At 37.1% G+C, this 19,665-nt stretch carries 14 protein-coding genes and 1 pseudogene; 14 read left to right on the plus strand and 1 reads right to left on the minus strand.

What is annotated here, in order from left to right:
- Positions 1-62: 62 nt before the first annotated feature.
- A pseudogene (locus GHT08_RS22530) lies at positions 63-299 on the plus strand (VanZ family protein); the annotation flags it as partial.
- Positions 300-335: 36 nt separating this feature from the next.
- Here the strand turns inward: GHT08_RS22530 and GHT08_RS00010 are convergent.
- Complete coding sequence (locus tag GHT08_RS00010; RefSeq protein WP_163578842.1) at positions 336-2,564, minus strand: alpha-galactosidase; 2,229 nt, start codon at positions 2,562-2,564, stop codon at positions 336-338.
- 187 nt (positions 2,565-2,751) lie between these two features.
- Here GHT08_RS00010 and GHT08_RS00015 point away from each other — a divergent pair, with 187 nt between their 5' ends.
- The 13 genes from GHT08_RS00015 (at position 2,752) to GHT08_RS00075 (ending at position 19,628) form a co-directional block, all read left to right on the plus strand.
- Positions 2,752-4,554, plus strand: coding sequence for an ABC transporter ATP-binding protein (locus GHT08_RS00015; RefSeq protein WP_163578843.1), 1,803 nt, complete (start codon positions 2,752-2,754; stop codon positions 4,552-4,554).
- Between the two features lie 110 nt (positions 4,555-4,664).
- Positions 4,665-6,452, plus strand: coding sequence for a methyl-accepting chemotaxis protein (locus tag GHT08_RS00020; protein ID WP_163578844.1), 1,788 nt, complete (start codon positions 4,665-4,667; stop codon positions 6,450-6,452).
- A 150-nt stretch (positions 6,453-6,602) separates the two neighbouring features.
- Complete coding sequence (locus GHT08_RS00025) at positions 6,603-7,778, plus strand: AGE family epimerase/isomerase (RefSeq protein WP_163578845.1); 1,176 nt, start codon at positions 6,603-6,605, stop codon at positions 7,776-7,778.
- A complete protein-coding gene (locus GHT08_RS00030) occupies positions 7,775-8,950 on the plus strand; it encodes a glycoside hydrolase family 130 protein (RefSeq protein WP_163578846.1) in 1,176 nt (391 codons plus the stop codon). The genes GHT08_RS00025 and GHT08_RS00030 overlap by 4 nt, the downstream gene beginning before the upstream one ends.
- A 133-nt stretch (positions 8,951-9,083) precedes the next feature.
- The gene (locus GHT08_RS00035) at positions 9,084-10,091 is read left to right on the plus strand and encodes a LacI family DNA-binding transcriptional regulator (RefSeq protein ID WP_163578847.1); all 1,008 of its coding nucleotides are present in this window, start codon (positions 9,084-9,086) and stop codon (positions 10,089-10,091) included.
- Between the two features lie 345 nt (positions 10,092-10,436).
- A complete protein-coding gene (locus tag GHT08_RS00040) occupies positions 10,437-11,033 on the plus strand; it encodes a DUF624 domain-containing protein (protein WP_163578848.1) in 597 nt (198 codons plus the stop codon).
- Positions 11,034-11,319: 286 nt separating this feature from the next.
- Positions 11,320-12,678, plus strand: coding sequence for an ABC transporter substrate-binding protein (locus GHT08_RS00045; RefSeq protein ID WP_163578849.1), 1,359 nt, complete (start codon positions 11,320-11,322; stop codon positions 12,676-12,678).
- 178 nt (positions 12,679-12,856) lie between these two features.
- The gene (locus tag GHT08_RS00050) at positions 12,857-13,729 is read left to right on the plus strand and encodes a carbohydrate ABC transporter permease (protein ID WP_018931186.1); all 873 of its coding nucleotides are present in this window, start codon (positions 12,857-12,859) and stop codon (positions 13,727-13,729) included.
- Position 13,730: 1 nt separating this feature from the next.
- On the plus strand, positions 13,731-14,561 hold the full coding sequence (locus GHT08_RS00055; protein WP_163578850.1) for a carbohydrate ABC transporter permease: 831 nt from the start codon (positions 13,731-13,733) through the stop codon (positions 14,559-14,561).
- Positions 14,562-14,572: 11 nt separating this feature from the next.
- Positions 14,573-15,502: a glycoside hydrolase family 113 gene (locus tag GHT08_RS00060; RefSeq protein WP_163578851.1), complete on the plus strand. Its 930-nt coding sequence runs from the start codon at positions 14,573-14,575 to the stop codon at positions 15,500-15,502.
- A 60-nt stretch (positions 15,503-15,562) separates the two neighbouring features.
- Positions 15,563-18,004, plus strand: a complete 2,442-nt coding sequence (locus tag GHT08_RS00065; RefSeq protein ID WP_163578852.1) for a beta-mannosidase — start codon at positions 15,563-15,565, stop codon at positions 18,002-18,004.
- A gap of 11 nt (positions 18,005-18,015) precedes the next feature.
- Complete coding sequence (locus tag GHT08_RS00070; RefSeq protein ID WP_193568268.1) at positions 18,016-18,999, plus strand: glycoside hydrolase family 113; 984 nt, start codon at positions 18,016-18,018, stop codon at positions 18,997-18,999.
- An 11-nt stretch (positions 19,000-19,010) separates the two neighbouring features.
- Positions 19,011-19,628, plus strand: coding sequence for an SGNH/GDSL hydrolase family protein (locus tag GHT08_RS00075; protein WP_163578853.1), 618 nt, complete (start codon positions 19,011-19,013; stop codon positions 19,626-19,628).
- Positions 19,629-19,665 lie beyond the last annotated feature (37 nt).

Genomic DNA, 19,665 nt, shown 5'->3' on the forward strand with positions numbered 1-19,665 from the left:
AGGGTGGTAAGTGGTGGGAGTAGTTCACTTATAATAGTTATAGTCCAACTAAATGGTTTTATAATACCTTTGGCAATATCTGGGTATTTGTGCCCCTCGGAATTTTGCTTCCAATATTATCGACAAAGCTAAAAGAATCGCTTTTAATAATTGGTATCACTTTTTCATTCAGTTTAGCGATTGAAATCATGCAACTTGTTACTCAATTAGGTGTTTTTGACGTAGATGATATTATTCTAAATACATTAGGTGGATACTTAGGTTTTAGACTTTTAACTGTATTTAAGAAAAAAGCTTAGAGATCAATTATCCCTAAGCTTTTGAACGATTGCTAATTATGACAACGCCTTTAAATGAAACAAACGCGATTGATAATCCCCAGGATGCTCCTGTCCCCAATATTCATCAGCACGGTCAATGTAATTACCTGCTAGGATAATTCCGATATTCATCAGTTCACTACCATAATACGTCGTTTCGCCATTTACTTCATACAATCTATCAGGATCTAGCCCGGTTAATTTGACGCGGTTATATGCCTCGTTCGGTTTTGCCAGTACTTTATAATAACCAACTAATGCTTCGGATTTTTCTTCATTTACCACCATCCATGTTGTTTCATTATTTTCAAATGGAGTGGATAGTCGGTAAAATTCCCCATCTCTAATTAAGGCTCTTTTTTCTTTAAAGAAAGCAACTTGTTCTTTTACCTTTTGTTGTTCCGTTTCTGTCAGTTTCGTAATATCCAACTCGTAGCCAAAAGTACCGAAATAAGCGACAGCTGCACGAGTATCAAGCGAAGCGTGCCGTCCAACTTGGTGATTGGGAATGGCGGAAACATGACTTCCGATTGCACTTAACGGATAGACCATAGATGTACCATATTGTATTTTCAAACGCTCGACTGCATCGGTATCATCACTTGTCCAAGTTTGTGGTGCGTAATATAACATACCCGGATCAAATCTGGCACCACCACCGGCACATGATTCAAAAAGGATTTCAGGATATTTCTTGATTAGACGTTCATATAAGTCATAAACACCTAAAATATAACGATGGAACACTTCCCCTTGTTGATCAGCAGGCAGACTTTGGGAAAATGCTTCGGTAATATGCCGGTTCATATCCCATTTGATATAGGAAATTTTGGATTTCGAAATAATCTTATCCATTAAATCAAAAATATAATCAACTACCTCACCACGAGTAAAGTCTAATACAAATTGGTTTCGACCATGTGAGGCTCTTCGTTCAGGTGTAGAGAGAATCCAGTCAGGGTGTTCTTCGAATAGTTTGGTATCTTTACACACCATTTCAGGTTCAAACCAAAGACCAAATTGCATGTCTAATGCTTCTACTTTTTCACTTAAGCCATCAATCCCATTTGGTAATTTTTCTTCGTATTCAAACCAGTCTCCAAGTGAACTTGTGTCATCATCACGTTTTCCGAACCAGCCATCATCGAGAACAAATAATTCGATGCCTAAGTTGCGTGCTGTTTTGGCAATGTCTAGAACTTTATCTTCATTAAAATCGAAATACGTTGCTTCCCAATTATTAATCAGGATAGGACGAACTTTGTCTCGCCAATGCCCCCTTACTAGCCGTTCGCGATAAAGTTTATGGAAGGTTTGACTCATCCCGTTTAATCCTTGATCAGAATAAACCATGACACACTCAGGGGTTTGGAAGCTTTCACTACTCGCTAATTTCCATTTAAAACGATAAGGATTAATTCCCATGTTAACGCGGCTTACATTATAAGTGTCTACTTCTACTTGAGCTAAGAAGTTTCCACTGTAAACGAGACTGAAACCGTAGACTTCCCCTTGATGCTCATTCGCGTTCAGTCGCTTTAATGCGAAAAATGGATTGAAAACATGGCTGCTTGCACCACGGTTTGAATAGATCGATTGAATCCCTTTCGATAACCGTTTTGTTTCAACATGTCCTTCTCTTGCCCAAGCGCCTTGTAAATGCACCATATCAAATTGGTCATCAGCTAAATCAACATTCATACTCATTGCCTGATCAAGATAATAAGTTTCTGTACCTTCATTGATGAATTTCGCATTTCGGGCGATCACACTCCGATTTTGATAAATAGTATAAGAAAGAATTAATCGACATCGCAATACATCATCTACTAATTCGATTTCGAGTGTATCAGCTTCCTCCTCATTTTCTACATATGTAGCAGGTAAGTTCGCTAACGTCTTCTTTCCTTTTATGATGCGATAGCTATCATAAGTGAAGTTCGTAATATGACTGCCATCCTCTCTTAAAATTGCATGAGCAGGGTAACGAAAATCTGTTGATCCATAACTTGGATACTCCTGTTTAATATGTTCCATCGAGGAAGTATGATCACCTTCAAACATATTGGTTGATGGGCGAATTTCTCGTTCAATTAAGTGGGTGAATGATTCCCTATGATGAATTCGCTTTCCAAAATACAAATGTTCAAGTTGGCGGCTTTTTTCTAATACACGGAAAATATAACTTACACTGTCGTTATATAGATGAAATTCTAATTGCTCCTGGTTCACTTGGATTGGCATGATATTTTTCCTCCCTTTTTCGTAAATAAGTTAACGTTTACTTATTATAATATAATAAATTCACAGGTTGTTGTCAAAGTAGAATAGTAGAATAAGATAAATATATAGACAATTAAAAGCAAAAAGTTTTAATATATTACTTAATGGATTAAGTTATGATCCGATATAAATATATAGGAGGGATTATGTGTCTAGCAAAAATGGTATTTCCTTAGACTTTGAAAAGCGATTTGAAGAACAACAAGATATAAAAGGACGACTGTTTCGAACGTTACATGTCATGTACCGAGGCCATTATCTGAAATTATTTGTCTCATTTATTTTCTTTTTGTTAAAGCATTCACCGGTTTGGATTCTGCCGATTGTAACGGCAAACCTAATCAATTTTGCATCTGATCCAAGTAGTTATGACGTTCGTTATTTATGGATGAATATTATCGTATTAACCATTGTTATTATTCAAAATTTGCCGAGTCAAATTTTGCATATCAGTTTTATGAGTAAGGCGATTCGCCACGTAGAAGCTGGTTTGAGAAGTACGTTAATTCGAAAATTACAACATCTCTCCATTTCTTTTCACAGTGAATTAAGGTCTGGTAAGTTACAGGCAAAAGTTTTGCGTGACGTTGAAATGATCGAGATTATGTCCAAGCAAACGATGATGGGTGTCTTGCCGGCATTTATGAATGTGATTGTGGCAATTGCAGTAACGGCGAATAGAAGTTGGACCGTGACATCCTTCTTTTTGGTGGCAATACCGATTTCGATTTTGATTGTTTATTTTTTCCGTGGGAAGCTAACAAAACGAAACAGGGAATTCCGGGAGCAAGTAGAAGAAATGTCTGGTCAAGTTGCGGAAACAGTAGAGATGATCCCAGTAACACGAGCGCATGGGTTAGAAAAAGTAGAGATTAATAAAGTAGATTCTTTATTACATCATGTTCGTGGCAAAGGTTATCGTTTGGATATTACGGAGGCATTCTTTGGAGCGAGTAACTGGGTAGCATTTCAACTGTTTCAAGTTTTATGTTTACTTTTTACTGTTTACCTTGCTTATCAAGGACAAATACCGATTGGAGATGTCGTGTTATACCAGACATATTTCACGCAAATTTTAATGTCTATATCTGGCGTAATTAACATTTATCCTCAATTAGCAAAAGGCTTTGAGTCCGTTCATTCGATCTCAGAAATCCTTTTTGCGAAGGAAACACAGGAATACCAGGGGAAGACGAAGCTGAAGCAATTAGACGGTAAGGTAGACTTTGACCATGTTTATTTCAAATATCGCGATTCAGATAAACATGTATTAACAGACTTTCAGCTTGAAGTAAAACCAGGAGAAACGATTGCTTTCGTTGGGGAGTCGGGAGCAGGTAAATCTACTATTTTGAATCTAGTAACCGGGTTTTATCGGCCTAGTAATGGAAGGATCTTAATAGATGACGTCGTGATGGATGATTTAAGTATGAGAAGCTTCCGAAAGAAGATCGCTGTAGTGCCACAAAACACGATTCTTTTCTCGGGATCGATCCGTGAAAATATCACGTATGGTTTAGCAGAAGTTACAGAAGAAGAGGTACAACAAGCGGTTCAAATGGCTAATTTGCAAGATATCATCGATGAATTACCAGATGGTTTGGAAACAAAAATCGGGGAACACGGTGATCGGATGTCAGGTGGCCAAAGGCAACGGATTGCCATTGCTAGAGCATTTATTCGTAAACCGCAAATGGTCATTTTGGATGAAGCAACGTCCGCATTAGATAACGTCTCAGAAAAATTAATTCAGGATGCCATGCAGGAATTAATTAAAGGGAAAACAACCTTTATCGTAGCGCATCGTTTATCAACAATTCGAGATGCAGACCGTATCGTCGTGATGAAAAATGGCCAATGCATAGAAATGGGAACGTATGACGAATTAGTAGAGAAACAAGGGGAATTCTATCAAATAAAAATGGCTTCAGAAGCAGTCCAGATTTCCTGACGCATCTGTGTTGCCTGTGAAGACCTGATAAGTGTTGCTAACCATCAGTGAGTAGAATAATGAAACCTCACTGATGGTAGGTTTTCTTTATAAGATGAAAGGGGATTCATATGAAAAGAAGATGGAAAAAGATATCGTTGCCGAAATGGAATCTAAAAAAAATACGTTGGAATCGTCATTTTCTGACAGATCGTAAAGTGGGACAAAAATATGGCTTATTGTTTACTGGTGTTTTAGTGTTATTTGTCCTCTCTTTATTGATTACGATTTTATCGATGAATGGGGTGTTAAAAGAATCACGAGCAGTAGATGAAAAAAGTGATGCATCGATAGAAATAGTGGAGGTAGCTTCGATCTTTAAGCAAAAATCGATTATTATTTCTGATATTTTAACGGAGCAGCATCCAACCACCACGGTTGAAGATTATCAGGCAGAAGGAGATGCATTTTTAACTTCTGTGGAAATGATTGAAGCAGAATTAGAAACAAATGAACAACAAAAAATATATGAGAAAGTGTTAGATTATAATGACCAAATGGATCAATTATTTTTTGATGAAATCATACCCAAAACTGCCGAATATCGAGACAACGGAGAAAGAGTAGACATTTTTGTTCAGACTGATTTACATAAAAAAACAACAACACTCCGCAATTATACGATCGATGAACTAATGGAGTTAAAGGAATTGATGTTGTCTGAACGAAGTGCCTTACAAGACAATATACAAAAACAGTCCACCATCACCATGATTGTAGTGGTTGCACTTGTTGTATTTGTTTTAGTTAGTTCTATTGTTATTCTAGTAGTCGTAAATAAAAGAATGTCCACCAGGTTTGCAAGATTGGCGTTGTTTGCGAAACGGTTAGGAGATGGTGATTTAACGGTTGAACGAATCGAAGTGGAAGGTAAAGATGAGATTGCAGTTATCCAAAATGCAATGAATCAAATGGCTGATCATTTGCAACGTTCGATTGTCCGATTATTAGAAACAACCGAAACAGTAACGAATATGTCGAAAGCCTTAAGAGAAAATGCGGAAGAAACAACGGATGTAAATACTCAGATCACTACTACGATGGTAGATATAGCGAATGGTAGTGAAGAGCAAGTTCAAACCGTTCAAAAATCGACAGAGATAATGGAAGAGATGAAAAAATCTTGGGCGGAAGTTACCACAACGATGCAAGAAGCGATTCGCTTAAGTAAGGAAACGAAACAGGAGATTGAGAATGGAACCCATGATGTAACAGATACGGTAGAGCAGATGGATATGGTTAAAAGGCAAGTGGACGAAATAGCAACCATTATTAACTCATTAAGTGAACATTCTTCTAAGATTAGCAGTATTGTAGATATGATTCATTCTATTTCGTCGCAAACCAATTTATTAGCACTTAATGCGACGATAGAGGCTGCTAGAGCAGGTGAACATGGCAAAGGATTTGCAGTTGTTGCAGACGAAGTTCGTAAACTTGCTGAGCAAACGGCAGAGGCCACGGAGAATATTCAGTCATTAATTGCTACTTCGATTGAAGATACCGGTCAAGCAGTAGAAGTGATGGAAATGAGTACAGAATCGGTTAATCAAGGAGTAGAAAAAGTCAAAAAGGTAGGTACGGTATTTGACCACTTATCAGGCTCGATTCAAATGTTAAATAACCATAATCAGCAAGCTAGTCAAACGATTGACATAACAAATGACAAAATAGATCAAGTAAGTGCGGCAACTACCAATATTCAAGAAATCTCGGAAAAGTCAGCAGAAAGTATCGAGCAAATTGCGGCAGGTTCAGAACAACAAAATGCAGCCATGCAACAATTACTTGCTTCCTCGCAAGAATTAGCATCTATGGCGCATGAATTAGAAGAAACCTTTGCAAAATTTAAAGTATAAATCAAAGCCGGTGAAAGATTTTGTTCTTTTGCTGGCTTTTTGAATGAGTTGAATCGAAGTTCAATTTAAGTAAGTAATTGACAAACAACATTAAGTTAATTATTATTAATTTATTAAGTTAACGATAAACATAAAGAGGGGGTTTCATTTATGAAAAAGCTGACAGACGAAATTCAACAACATTTAGAACAGAAAATCCTCCCGTTTTGGATGCAGTTGAAGGATGAGCAACATGGAGGTTTTTATGGGGAAGTAGACTATCATTTAGAAATTAATAAGCAAGCAGATAAGGGAGGGATTGCGACAGCAAGATTCCTCTGGACTTTTTCAGCTGCATATCGAGTTACTGGGAAAGAAGAATACTTAGAGCATGCTCATCACCTTTATCACTTTCTTCGTGACAAACTATATGATCAGGAACATCTAGGCATCTATTGGTTAGTGGATTATCAAGGGCAACCGAAAGATAAAAGAAAGCATGTATACGCCCAATCATTTGCGATCTATGCATTAAGTGAATATTATCGAGTCACGAAATTAGAGGAAGCATTAGCTTTGGCAAATGAAATCTATCATTTAATTGAAGAGAAGGGCTATGACCTGGAAAATCGTGCTTATGGTGAAGAGTTCGATCAATGTTGGAATCCGGTATCAAACGAAATGTTAAGTGAAAATGGTGTCGTTGCAGAAATTACAATGAATACACATATTCATGTATTGGAAGCGTATACCAATTTGTATAAAGCAAACCCTACGGATGCATTAAAACAAAGATTACTAGATTTGTTAGAAGTGCATTATCAGAAGATTTATAACCAAGATACCAATTTTTTAGGCGTTTTTTTCGATAAGCAATGGAATTCATTAGTCAATATGAAATCATTCGGCCATGATATTGAAGCGAGCTGGTTGATGGATGAAACCATTAAAACAATAGGGATAAATGATAAAAGGTTTGATCAAATGGTGCTCGATATTGCGTATAACATTGCTGCATATGCGATGCAGGCAGATGGTTCATTAATCAACGAACAGGTTGATGACCATTATGATGAAACGAGAATTTGGTGGGTACAAGCAGAAGCGATGGTCGGCTATTTAAATGCATTTGAACATACACAAGATCCGAAATTTAAACAATTAATGGAGAATCTTTGGGACTATATTAAAAAACATATAGTCGATAATCGTGAAAATGGAGAATGGTATTGGTCGATAGAGCCTGATGGCAAGCCAACAGAAAGAGCAATCGGAGAACCGTGGAAGACATCTTACCATAATAGTAGATTTTGTTTAGAATTTATCGAAAGGGTGAAGCAGTCATGATTCATGAAAAATACTATCAGCTTTTGGAGGAACAAGAACGATTAATTCAACGTGAAAATCCAGAAAACAAGCAATTTTATAATGGTGTTTATACGAAATATCAATATCCGGCCATAACGAGACATCATGTGCCACTCCATTGGCGTTTTGATTTGAATAAGGAAACGAATCCATTCTTTATGGAACGTTTAGGTGTTAATGCGACGTTTAATCCTGGTGCGATCTATCACGAAGGGAAATATTACATGGTAGTGAGGTTAGAAGGGTTGGATCGTAAATCAATTTTTGCTTTAGCAGTAAGTGACAATGGTGTCGATCAATTCCGATTTATTGATACTCCACTAGTTTGGGATGATATTGATCAAGAAGAAACTAATATGTACGATATGCGATTAGTGAAGCATGAAGATGGCTGGATTTATGGTATTTATTGTTCGGAGAGCAAGGATGCGGATGCAGATGAATTTGACACATCCAGTGCAGTAGCACAAGCAGGTCTTGTTCGTACGAATGATCTCAAGAACTGGGAACGTTTGCCGAATATAAAGACACCGTCACCTCAACAGCGAAATGTCGTATTACATCCTGAATTTGTTGATGGACAATATGCCTTCTATACTCGACCGCAAGACGGTTTTATTTCAACGGGATCGGGCGGAGGAATTGCATTTGGATTAACAGAAGATATTACAAACCCAATTATTCAAGAGGAACAAGTGATTCACGGGAAAAAGTATCATACGATTTATGAAGTCAAAAACGGACAAGGGCCTGCACCGATTAAAACAGATAAAGGTTGGATTCATATTGCCCATGGTGTTCGTAATACCGCGGCTGGCTTACGTTATGTTCTCTATACCTTTGCAACGAGTTTAGAAGATCCTACGAAACTCATTGCGTTACCAGGTGGTCATTTCATTGCGCCATACGATGACGAGCGCACAGGTGATGTGTCTAACGTTATTTTCTGTAATGGTGCAGTCGTTAATGAAGAAAATGAAGTTTTTGTTTACTATGCATCTAGTGATACGAGAATTCATGTGGCTAAAACAACTGTAGGCCAATTAGTAGATTACACGTTCCATACACCTGAAGATCCGTATCGGTCTCTAGAAAATGCACAACAACGTAAAGTGTTAATCGAACATAATGAAGCATTACTAAAAGGGTGACATCTTGGTTCACCTTTTTCTCTTCATATCGATTAGAGTAAAATAAACACGAATTAAGTTAAATTATTAAGTAATTTTTCTTTAAAAATGTTATGATAGATGAAATGTGAAGTAAGAGTATGGGGTGAACAAAATGAAGTCAAATGTCACGATGAAAGATATCGCTGAAAAATTAAATGTTAGCAGTGTCACAGTTTCTAAAGCGCTGAACGACAAAGAAGGTGTCAGTGAAGAATTAAAAGAAAAAATTAAAACATTAGCGGATAGAATGGGATATCGATACAATACGATGGCGAAATCAATGAAAGATGGTAAGTCATATAATGTGTGTGTTATTATCCCTGAACGTTATACAGGAATGACGCAATCTTTTTATTTAAAAGTATATCAAGCGATTGCGCAGATCTTAGAAGACCGTGGTTATTACGGCATTATTCATATTTTACCTGATGAAGACGAAGATCAGTTAAAGTTGCCACGCATTTATCACGAGCGTAGAGTAGATGGCTTCATTATGCTTGGACAACCTAGCAAAGAATATATAGAATTAATGCAAAGTGTTGAAATGCCTTTAGTTTTCCTCGATTTCTATGACGAGAATGATAATGTAGATGCAGTCATTACCGATAACTTTTATGGAGCTTATGAGATTACGAATTCATTAATTCAACAGGGGCACAAAGAAGTTGCCTATGTCGGCAATCTTTTTTCTACAAGTAGTATTCAGGACCGTTTTCTTGGATATTATAAGTCATTGTTAGAACATAAAATTCATTTGAAACAGGAATATGTTATTAGTGATCGGGATGAGCGGGGAGCTTTTATCGAAATGGATTTACCCGATCAAATGCCAACCGCTTTCGTTTGTAACTGTGATCAAGTAGCACATTTACTTATCGAAAGACTAAATAAAGAAGGATATCGGGTACCAGAAGATTGCTCGGTGGTCGGATTCGATAATGATATCTATGCCACACTGACAACGCCTCACCTAACAACCGTAGAAGTAGATATCGAAGAAATGGCTAAAAACACGGTTAAATTTATATGCGATAAAATGGATAATCCGGAAGTGAAATTCGGAAGAGTCGCAGTAAAAGGTAAAATTATCTACCGCGATTCAGTAAAAGCGATTAAATAAACAAACAAAACCAAGGTGATTGCCTTGGTTTTGTTTGCAAAGACAGAAAGTTTGAGGAGATTACCCTCTAATAAAACCTAGGGGAGCTAAGTATAGACATTTGTTCAGTTATTTGGGATAAAAGTGGCTTTTTTAGGCTGTCAGTGGACATCTATTCCGCTATTCATCGAAAATAGGGCTAATGGAGGCCGAAATGAAATAAATAAGGAATTCGATGTCCGCTAACATCGAAAAATAGCTGGTTTTCATTCAAATAAGGCACTAAATGTCCGTTCTATAAATGCTCGTGGGATCTAGTGTGGTTAATAGTTTTTCTGTTGAAATGTAGACAAAGGATGATGAGGGATGAGTGGTTCCATTCAAAAAGTATTTCAGTTTTGTTATAAACTTTTTTTAATCAGCTTTTATTATTGGCTTTACCTGCTAAAAGGAGTCGTTATTTACAGTTTTATACCGGCAACTGTATCATTGCTGAAGACGAGTGAGCAATTTCTAATCCATGAAAATCCAGAAGATATCGGATTATTGTTCAAAGAAAATTATCAAAGCTATCAATCGTATTATTTTGCTTCTTTCTTAAGTGGGATGTTTGTGATTTTAAGTTATACGGCCTTATTTTTTGCGAACAGATCTGACCATTCGTTTAGTCTTGCATTGGTCATAGTTATTGTCTACTTTATGATTCTATTTGTGATTAACTATACTTTTATATTGTATTATCTGACTAAGGGTATTAAAGCGTGGAAAAAATTATTGGCGTTAGCTTTTGTTTCTTCCATTAAATATCCGTTAAGATCCATATATATATTGTTTATAGTAGTGATCTTGTCCTTTTTATTTACTTGGAACCTTGTTGCATTTATCGCACTAGCTCCTTGTATATATGGCTGTGGTATCACAACGAGCTTTATCAAATTTTCGCCTCCGTTTTTAGAAAAATAGGATTTGAGAAAGATTATACCCTTGAGTTTTTTCTCAAGGGATTTTTTTGTACATCAATCAATATAACTTTAACGCTAAATTAATCATGTCTGCCTGTTGTTGTAAAACATTAGAAACCTAATATAGGTTGATATAATCGTACTATTTTAAATAGGATGATGAAATATGATAAAAATTACTTATAAAAAAGCAAAAAAAGTATTGACTAGCAAGCGTTTTCAGGTTATTATTAAGTTGTTATTAACTTAACGTTAACTTAACGAATTCGAGAAAGGGGTCAAAAAACATGAGTAAAAAGTTATTAGTGTTTTTTGCAAGTATGTTAATCGTTGTAGGTATCATTGCAGGATGCTCATCAGATAGTGAAGATGCTAGCAATGACAATGGTGAAGACACAGGCTCTGACGCACCACTTTATGAAACCTGGAAAGATAAAGATCCAGAAGAAATTGAAGGAGACCTTACTGTCATCACGCACAGAACGGATATTGTAGATTCTGTCTACCAAGATTATAAAGATCAATTCAATGAAAAATATCCGAATGTAAATGTAGAGTTTGAAGCACTAACCGATTACGGTGGAGAAATTATGCCACGTATGAACACACAAGACTATGGGGATGTGCAATACCTACCAGTTGAGGTTCCAATTGCAGATATTCCAAACTTCTTTGAGCCAATTGGTAAATTAGACGAAATGGAAGATAGTTATCTAGGTGTAGAAGAACGTGCAGTTGATAACACCGTTTATGGGATTCCAATTGCCGTAACTTACACAGGCGTTATTTATAATAAAGCAGTGTTTGAAGAAGCTGGTGTAGAAGGAATTCCATCTACTCAAGAAGAGTTTATCAATGCAATGCAACAAATTAAAGATAACACAGATGCGATACCGCTTTATACAAACTATGCAGATGGTTGGCCGTTAACACAATGGGAAGGTGCTGTAACGACAACTGCTGGAGATGTTGATTATTACAATGTGGACATCCTCGATGACCCGACTCCATTTGATGAAGGGGATCCACACTATGAACACTATAAATTAATGTATGATCTTGCTGAGCAAGGCTTAATTGAAGAAGATCCATTAACTACAGATTGGGAGTCTTCTAAAGTAAGAATGAATAATGGTGAAATTGCAGCAATGGTATTAGGTTCTTGGGCGCTTGAACAAGTTCAAGGTGCTGGAGAAAATGCGGATGACATTGCGATTATGCCGTATCCATCTGATGCAGAAGAAACTATTTTCTCTTTAGGTGCTGATTTAAATATTTCTATTAACAAAAATAGTGAAAATAAAGAAGCTGCTTTTGCTTGGGTTGATTGGTTTATTCATGAATCAGGTTATTCTGTAGAACAAGCTGGCGGTATTAGTGCATCTAAAGATGTTCCATTACCAGAAGCTTTAGCAGCAGGTGAAGAAGAAGGTTGGCAATTCTCTATGTTAACACCTTCTCCGGACGGCAAAAAAGGTTTATTAGATGAAATAGACAAAGAATCGGAAGTTGGTCTTTGGTTAGAACCTCGAAAACAAATCCTTATCGAAGCAGCAATTGGTAACCGTGACGACTCATTTGAGGATTTAATGAACAAATGGAATGAAGATTGGTCTGCTGCTTATGAAAAAATTGTAAACGAATAATAGATGAAAGTGTACACTATTCACCCAATAGTGGTGAATAGTGTTCCTTTTCAACATCAATCTATTTCTACTGCCATAATAGATTAATAGAGAGAAAAGTGAAAATTAAATGAAATGTTGGAAGTATGCAAGTTGCTTCCAGTTTCATTTAGTTTTTACCAGGAGGTGCGACAATCAGATGTTTTCCAAATTATCCTATAGAACGCAACGAATCATTATTATTGTTTCCTTTTTAATTGTACCACTTACATTACTAGCTACTTTTTCTTTTTTACCTGTTGCCAATATGTTCTGGTACAGTGTGACTGACTGGAATGGCTATAGTGACAAAGAATTTGTAGGCTTGGAAAATTACATTACCGTATTTACAGATCCAGAGTATTTCCGAGTATTTGGTGTCAGTTTGTACTATTTCTTTGCAACATTCGTACAAATGGCGATTGCATTGTACTTTGCAACGATATTAAGCTTTAGAGTTCGATTTAAAAACTTTTTTAAAGGGGTTATTTTCTTCCCTTATCTTCTTAATGGGGTAGCAATCGGGTTTATGTTTTTATTTTTCTTCAGACCAGATGGTGCCTTAGATACGGTCTTGCAGATGATTGGACTAGGGGACTTAGCCATGCATTGGCTAGGTAATCCGGATATTATCAATATATCTTTAGCTGGTACATCGATCTGGCGATACATGGGCTTTAACTTCATTATTTTCTTAGGTGCGATCTCCTCTATCTCTGGAGAAATTTATGAAGCAGCTGAAATTGATGGTGCGAATCGCTGGCAACAATTCCGCTACATTATTATGCCAAGTATCCGTATCATTATTTCTTTAAATCTAGTATTAGCAATCAGTGGTGCTTTAAGTGCATTTGAAATTCCATATATCATGACTGGTGGAGCAAATGGAAGTGCGACATTTGTCATTCAAACAGTAGACACAGCGTTTAAATATGGAAAAATTGGTCTTGCATCAGCGATGGCAGTTATTCTCTTGTTTATTGTCATTATTGTAACTGTCCTACAAAAACGATTCTTTTCGGAGGAGGATTAAGATGAAAGCGAAATATGCGGCGGGAAGCATTTTAAAGTATGGGTCATTAATTTTAGGAGTAATTGCTGCAATATTACCTATCTTAGTTGTATTTTTTGCCTCTTTTAAGACAGGTGCAGAATATACAACAACTGGTCCACTAACTCCTCCGAGTGACTGGACGAATTTCGAAAACTTTAAACGTGCCTTCGTAGAAGGAAACATGTTAAACGGTTTTAAGAATACCGTTATTATACTCTTGATCTCGATTATTGGTACCACACTTATCGGATCAATGGTTGCCTTTGTGTTGAATCGTTTTAAGTTCAGAGGAAGTAAATTAATTTTGGGTGCATTCTTACTAGCTACACTAATCCCAGGGGTAACAACACAAGTAGCAACATTCCAAATCGTAAATGCACTAGGTTTATTTAATACGATGTGGGCAGCGATCATACTTTACTTAGGTACGGACATTATCGCTATCTATATATTCTTGCAATTTATGAATTCAATCTCGGTATCACTAGACGAATCAGCGATGCTGGATGGGGCATCTTATTTTACCATTTATACGAAAATCATTTTACCGTTACTAAAACCTGCAATTGTTACGGTGATTATCGTAAGAGGTATTTTCGTATATAACGATTTCTATACACCATTCTTATACATGCCGAAGACAGAGTTGCATGTTATTTCAACAGCACTGTTTAAATTCCAGGGGCCATACGGGTCAGAGTGGGAAGTTATCTGTGCTGGGATTATGCTTGCCATTATTCCAACATTTATTGCATTCATTTCCTTGCAAAAACATATCTATAATGGCTTAACATCAGGATCAGTTAAATAACGGAGGTATTTATGGAGTATATTAAAGGATTCACGTTTGGCTGGGGAGCGAAACGTGGAGATTTTACCAAACCAGAAGCAAAACAGTCTTTACAATTGATGAAAGAAAGAACAGCAAGTAATTATGTTATTTTTGCTTTAGCTGCGACGCAAGAAACAGCTTTTTCTACCGATGTGATCTATCAAGGTGAACATATGGTAACAGATGAAGAATTAAAAGATATGATTGATTATGCACGAAGCATAGGTTTAAAAGTTATGATCAAGCCTACCGTCAATCCTGCTGATGGGATTTGGCGGGCCCATATTAATTTTTTTGACATTGACGTACCTTGTGAACCGAAATGGAGCGATTGGTTTAAAAGTTATACAGATTATCAACTGCATTATGCCAAAATAGCAGAAGAAAAAGAAGCTGAAATGTTTATTGTTGGCTGTGAAATGGTGCAGACCGAGCGTCGTGAAAAAGAATGGCGCAGCTTAGTCAGAGATGTACGTAAAGTATATTCCGGTTTGATTACCTATAACACAGATAAATACCAGGAAGCAAATGTAGTATGGTGGGATGAAGTAGACGTTATTTCTTCCAGTGGCTATTATCCGTTAGGGGACTGGGATAATCAGTTAGATCGAATAGAGCAGATTATCAAACCTTTCAATAAACCGTTTTTCTTTGCGGAGGCAGGTTGCCCGAGCAGAGATGGTTCCGCACAAATTCCTAATGATTGGGGACTAGAAGGTGCGATTAACCAAGAGGAGCAAAAAGCCTTTTATCAAGATATGTTTGAAAAAACAGCAAAACGTGATTGGGTGAAAGGTTTCGGTCTTTGGGACTGGAAAGCAATTCTTTACCCTGAATCTCAAGCGGACCAGGACGATGATTATGCCGTTTATGGAAAAGCGGCAGAAAAAGTGATAAAAGATTTCTATCAATCGATGTAAAACAACAGAAGTCGTGCTATCGGATAGTACGGCTTCTTCTATAAATAGGGTGGTGTAATGATGCTAAAGGTTAATTTTAACGACAATTGGACAATGAAGGATTTACAATCAGAGAAAGAATATCATGTCAGATTGCCTGCTTCTGTAATGAATACTTTATTAGATGCGAATGAAATAGCGGACCCTTTTTACCGTGATAATGAAGAGCAGGCATTAGAAGTGGCGAATAAGGATTATCTATTTTATAAAAGATTTGAAGTAGATCAGACATTACTTGCACATGAGAAGGTCACGATTACTTTTCATGGCATCGATACCATTGCGGAAATTACAATAAATGGGCAAAAATTAGCAACTACAGAAAATATGCACCGTATTTATGAATGGAATGTGAAAGAACTGTTAGTAGAGGGGGAAAATGAGATCCACGTCACGCTATTCTCCCCGTTAAAATACATTGAGGAAAAGCAAAGAAAGAATCGTTTAGTTGGCGTTGATCATGCCGTAGATGGTTATCAGCACTTACGTAAAGCACACAGTATGTATGGCTGGGACTGGGGTCCGAAAATACCCGATTTAGGTTTGTGGCGAGATGTCGAACTAAAAGCATGGAACGACAATCGATTAGAGGATATTCAGATTCATCAAATTCACAAGAATAATCAAGTACAGGTGAGGGTGGATGTAACAGTAGAAAATCAAATGGACAGTCGGGAAACAACGGTATTGTTAAAAGATCCTGCTGGTCAAGTGGTAAGTAAGGGTGTTGGAAATGATTCCTTTCTATTTGAAATTGATGACCCACAACTATGGTGGCCTGCCGGTTATGGTGAGCAATCATTATACACGTTAGAGGTTTCGCTCAACAAGGAAGGCGAACAAATCGATAGTCTGACAAAAAGTATCGGACTAAGAACGATTGAAGTAAAACATGAACCAGATGAGTGGGGAAAATCATTTGAGTTTATCATAAATGGTTATCCGATTTTTATGAAAGGTGCTAACTATATTCCAGAAGATAATTTATTGCCACGAACATCGAAAGAGCGAACAGAACGCTTGATTCAAGACTCAGTGGCTGCCAACTTTAACATGATTCGTGTCTGGGGTGGTGGACATTATCCGGAAGATTATTTCTATGATTTATGTGACAGGTACGGCATTATTGTTTGGCAGGATTTTATGTTTGCGTGTAGCGTTTATCGTTTAACAGAACAGTTTGAGCAAAGTGTACGTCAAGAAGCAATCGATCAAATTAAGCGTATTCGTCATCATGCTTGTCTAGGAATATGGTGCGGAAATAATGAAGTCGAGGAAGCCATGGAGCATTGGGGTTGGCCGAAGAAAGCGGACTGGCGCCGTGATTATATCAAATTATTCGAAATCATTTTACCTGAGATTGTTGCGGAATATGATCCGCAAACCTTTTATTGGTCCTCATCACCATCATCAGGTGGAGGTTTTGATAAACCGCGTGATCCGAATATTGGAGATGTTCACTATTGGGAAGTATGGCATGGTCAGAAACCATTTACAGACTATCGAAACTATTATTTCCGTTTTTGTTCTGAATTTGGTTTTCAGTCATTCCCATCAATGAAAACGATAGAAAGTTTCACCAAACCGGAAGATCGCAATATTTTCTCAAGAGTAATGGAACAACATCAGAAAAATGATGCTGCAAACGGTATGATTCTTTACTATTTATCCGAAAACTTTCTTTATCCGAAAAACTTTGATGCACTGCTTTACACTTCCCAACTGTTACAAGCGGAAGCAATTAAATACGGTGTCGAGCATTGGAGACGAAATTTAGGCAGATGTATGGGATCACTATATTGGCAATTAAATGATTGTTGGCCGGTAGCTTCATGGTCTAGTGTTGATTATTACGGTCGTTGGAAAGCATTACATTATTACGCTAAGAAATTCTATGATCCTATCCTTCTATCGATAGAAGAAGGGGAAAAAGATGCTTCCATCTATGTCACTAATGATCATTTGGAAGCAATTACTGGCCGTATTGAATGGAAACTACGTGATAATCAATCACGAGTTATTCGTGAAGGTTGGAAAGAAGTGAAGGTCGATGGCTTATCGGCGAAAGCTTGTCAATACTTAGATTTTTCAGATGAGATTAATGAAAATACGAAATATCAAACCTATTTAGAAGCAACTCTCTATATAGATGGTGAGGCTTATAGTAATACCACAGTTATTTTTACTAAGCCAAAGCATTTTGACTTCTTAAATCCACAATTGAACTTCCAAGTGGAGGAAGGGAATCAGCAATTTACTATTCAAGTAAGTGCAAAAGCATACACAAAATACGTAGAAATACAATTAGAACAGGACGCCGTATTATCAGATAATTTCTTTGATTTATCACAAGATGAGCCTAAAACCGTGACAATACCTAAAAACAGGCTTACAGAGACACTTACAAAGGCTGAATTAGAAAGAACACTCAGCATAAGAAGTGTTTACCATATTACACATTGAGGATGAGTAACATGCAGGAAATTTTTATTAAAGGTATGACATATGGTTGGAATACGACAAGAGGAGCTTACCAGACAGAGGCTGCTGTCGATTCCTTAACAAAACTAAAAGCTACAGGCAGTGAATGGATTGCTTTATCATTTTTTGCCTTGCAAGATACGTATCATTCCACAGATATTCATTTTGATTACGGCCATACGATGACAGATCGTGACATCATATTTGCGGTAAAACAGGCCAAATCATTAGGATTGAAAGTTTGCTTGAAACCGGTTGTGAATTGTCGTGACGGTATATGGAGAGCGCGAATTGGTTTTCCAGAGGAAGCTGAAAGTGACTGGGATCAATGGTTCAAATCCTACACTAATTTCTTAATACATTATGCAGAGCTAGCAGAAGAGCTTGAATGTGAAATGTTCTGTATTGGCTGTGAAATGATAAATACAGAACATCAAGTTGACAGATGGCGACTCGTGATTGAACAGGTTCGACGTCTGTATAAAGGACCGATTATATATAATGCAAATCATGGAAAAGAAGAAGGTGTCGAATGGTTTGATGCCGTTGACTTTATCGGGACAAGTGCTTATTATCCAGTAGCCGGCAAGCCGGGTGATTCGGTAGAAAATATGGTGAAAAAGTGGGAACAAATAAGTGTTAAGCTAGAAAAGCTTTCTCAACAATACAACAAACAGATCATTTTCATGGAAATTGGTTGTCGCAGTGCATTAGGTTGTGCCACCATGCCTTGGGATTTTGAGCATACACATTTACCTTTCGATGAAGATGAACAGGCAAACTTTTATGAGTCTGTCTTTCAAGTATTTTGGGATAAACCGTGGTTCGCAGGGTTCTTCTGGTGGGACTGGAAAACTAAAATTTATCCTTTAGAAGATGCCAAAAAAGATCTCGATTTTGATATTTACGGTAAAAGAGCAGAGCAAATTGTGAAAAAATGGTATAATAAAGAAAAGACACTCGTTAGTAAACCGTAAGGAGAATGGTAATGGAACTAGGAAAACGAATAGTTTTTATCGGTGACAGTATAACGGAATGGGGAAGATATGAGGATGCAGAAGGAATTGGCACTGGTTATGTAAGACTACTACATGATTATTTGCTTGTAAGTGCACCTGAGAAGAATTTTGAGATATTTAACAGGGGTGTTGGTGGCGATCGGATTATCGATATGAAAGAACGATGGCAACAGGATGTTACTGATTTAATGCCTGACGTTGTATCGATCTCGATTGGGATTAATGATGTTTGGCGTCAATTAGATCATCCGGGGATGGAACAAGTATCACCGGAATTATTTGAAGCGACCTATCGTCAGCTGTTAGATCAAGTAAAATCATGTCAATTGATTTTAATGGAACCAACTGTTATTGAAGAGAATCTCCAATCAGAAGGAAATCAATTACTTAGAAAGTATGTGGAGATCGTCAACCAATTAGCTAATGAATACCAGGCCGTATTAGTCCCTACACATAGAGCATTTGTCCAGTATTTAGCGGCAAATAGCAGATACGGACTGACAACAGATGGTGTTCATATGAATAGTGCCGGAAATATGTTGATGGCAAAAACGTGGATCGAAGCGGTAGAAAAACGAGCAAAATAGTAGGAGAAAGTAGTTCCGTTTTGGATTACATCCAAAA

Origin of the sequence: Gracilibacillus saliphilus, from assembly GCF_010994085.1 — a bacterium.
GTDB classification, from domain to species: domain Bacteria; phylum Bacillota; class Bacilli; order Bacillales; family Amphibacillaceae; genus Gracilibacillus; species Gracilibacillus lacisalsi.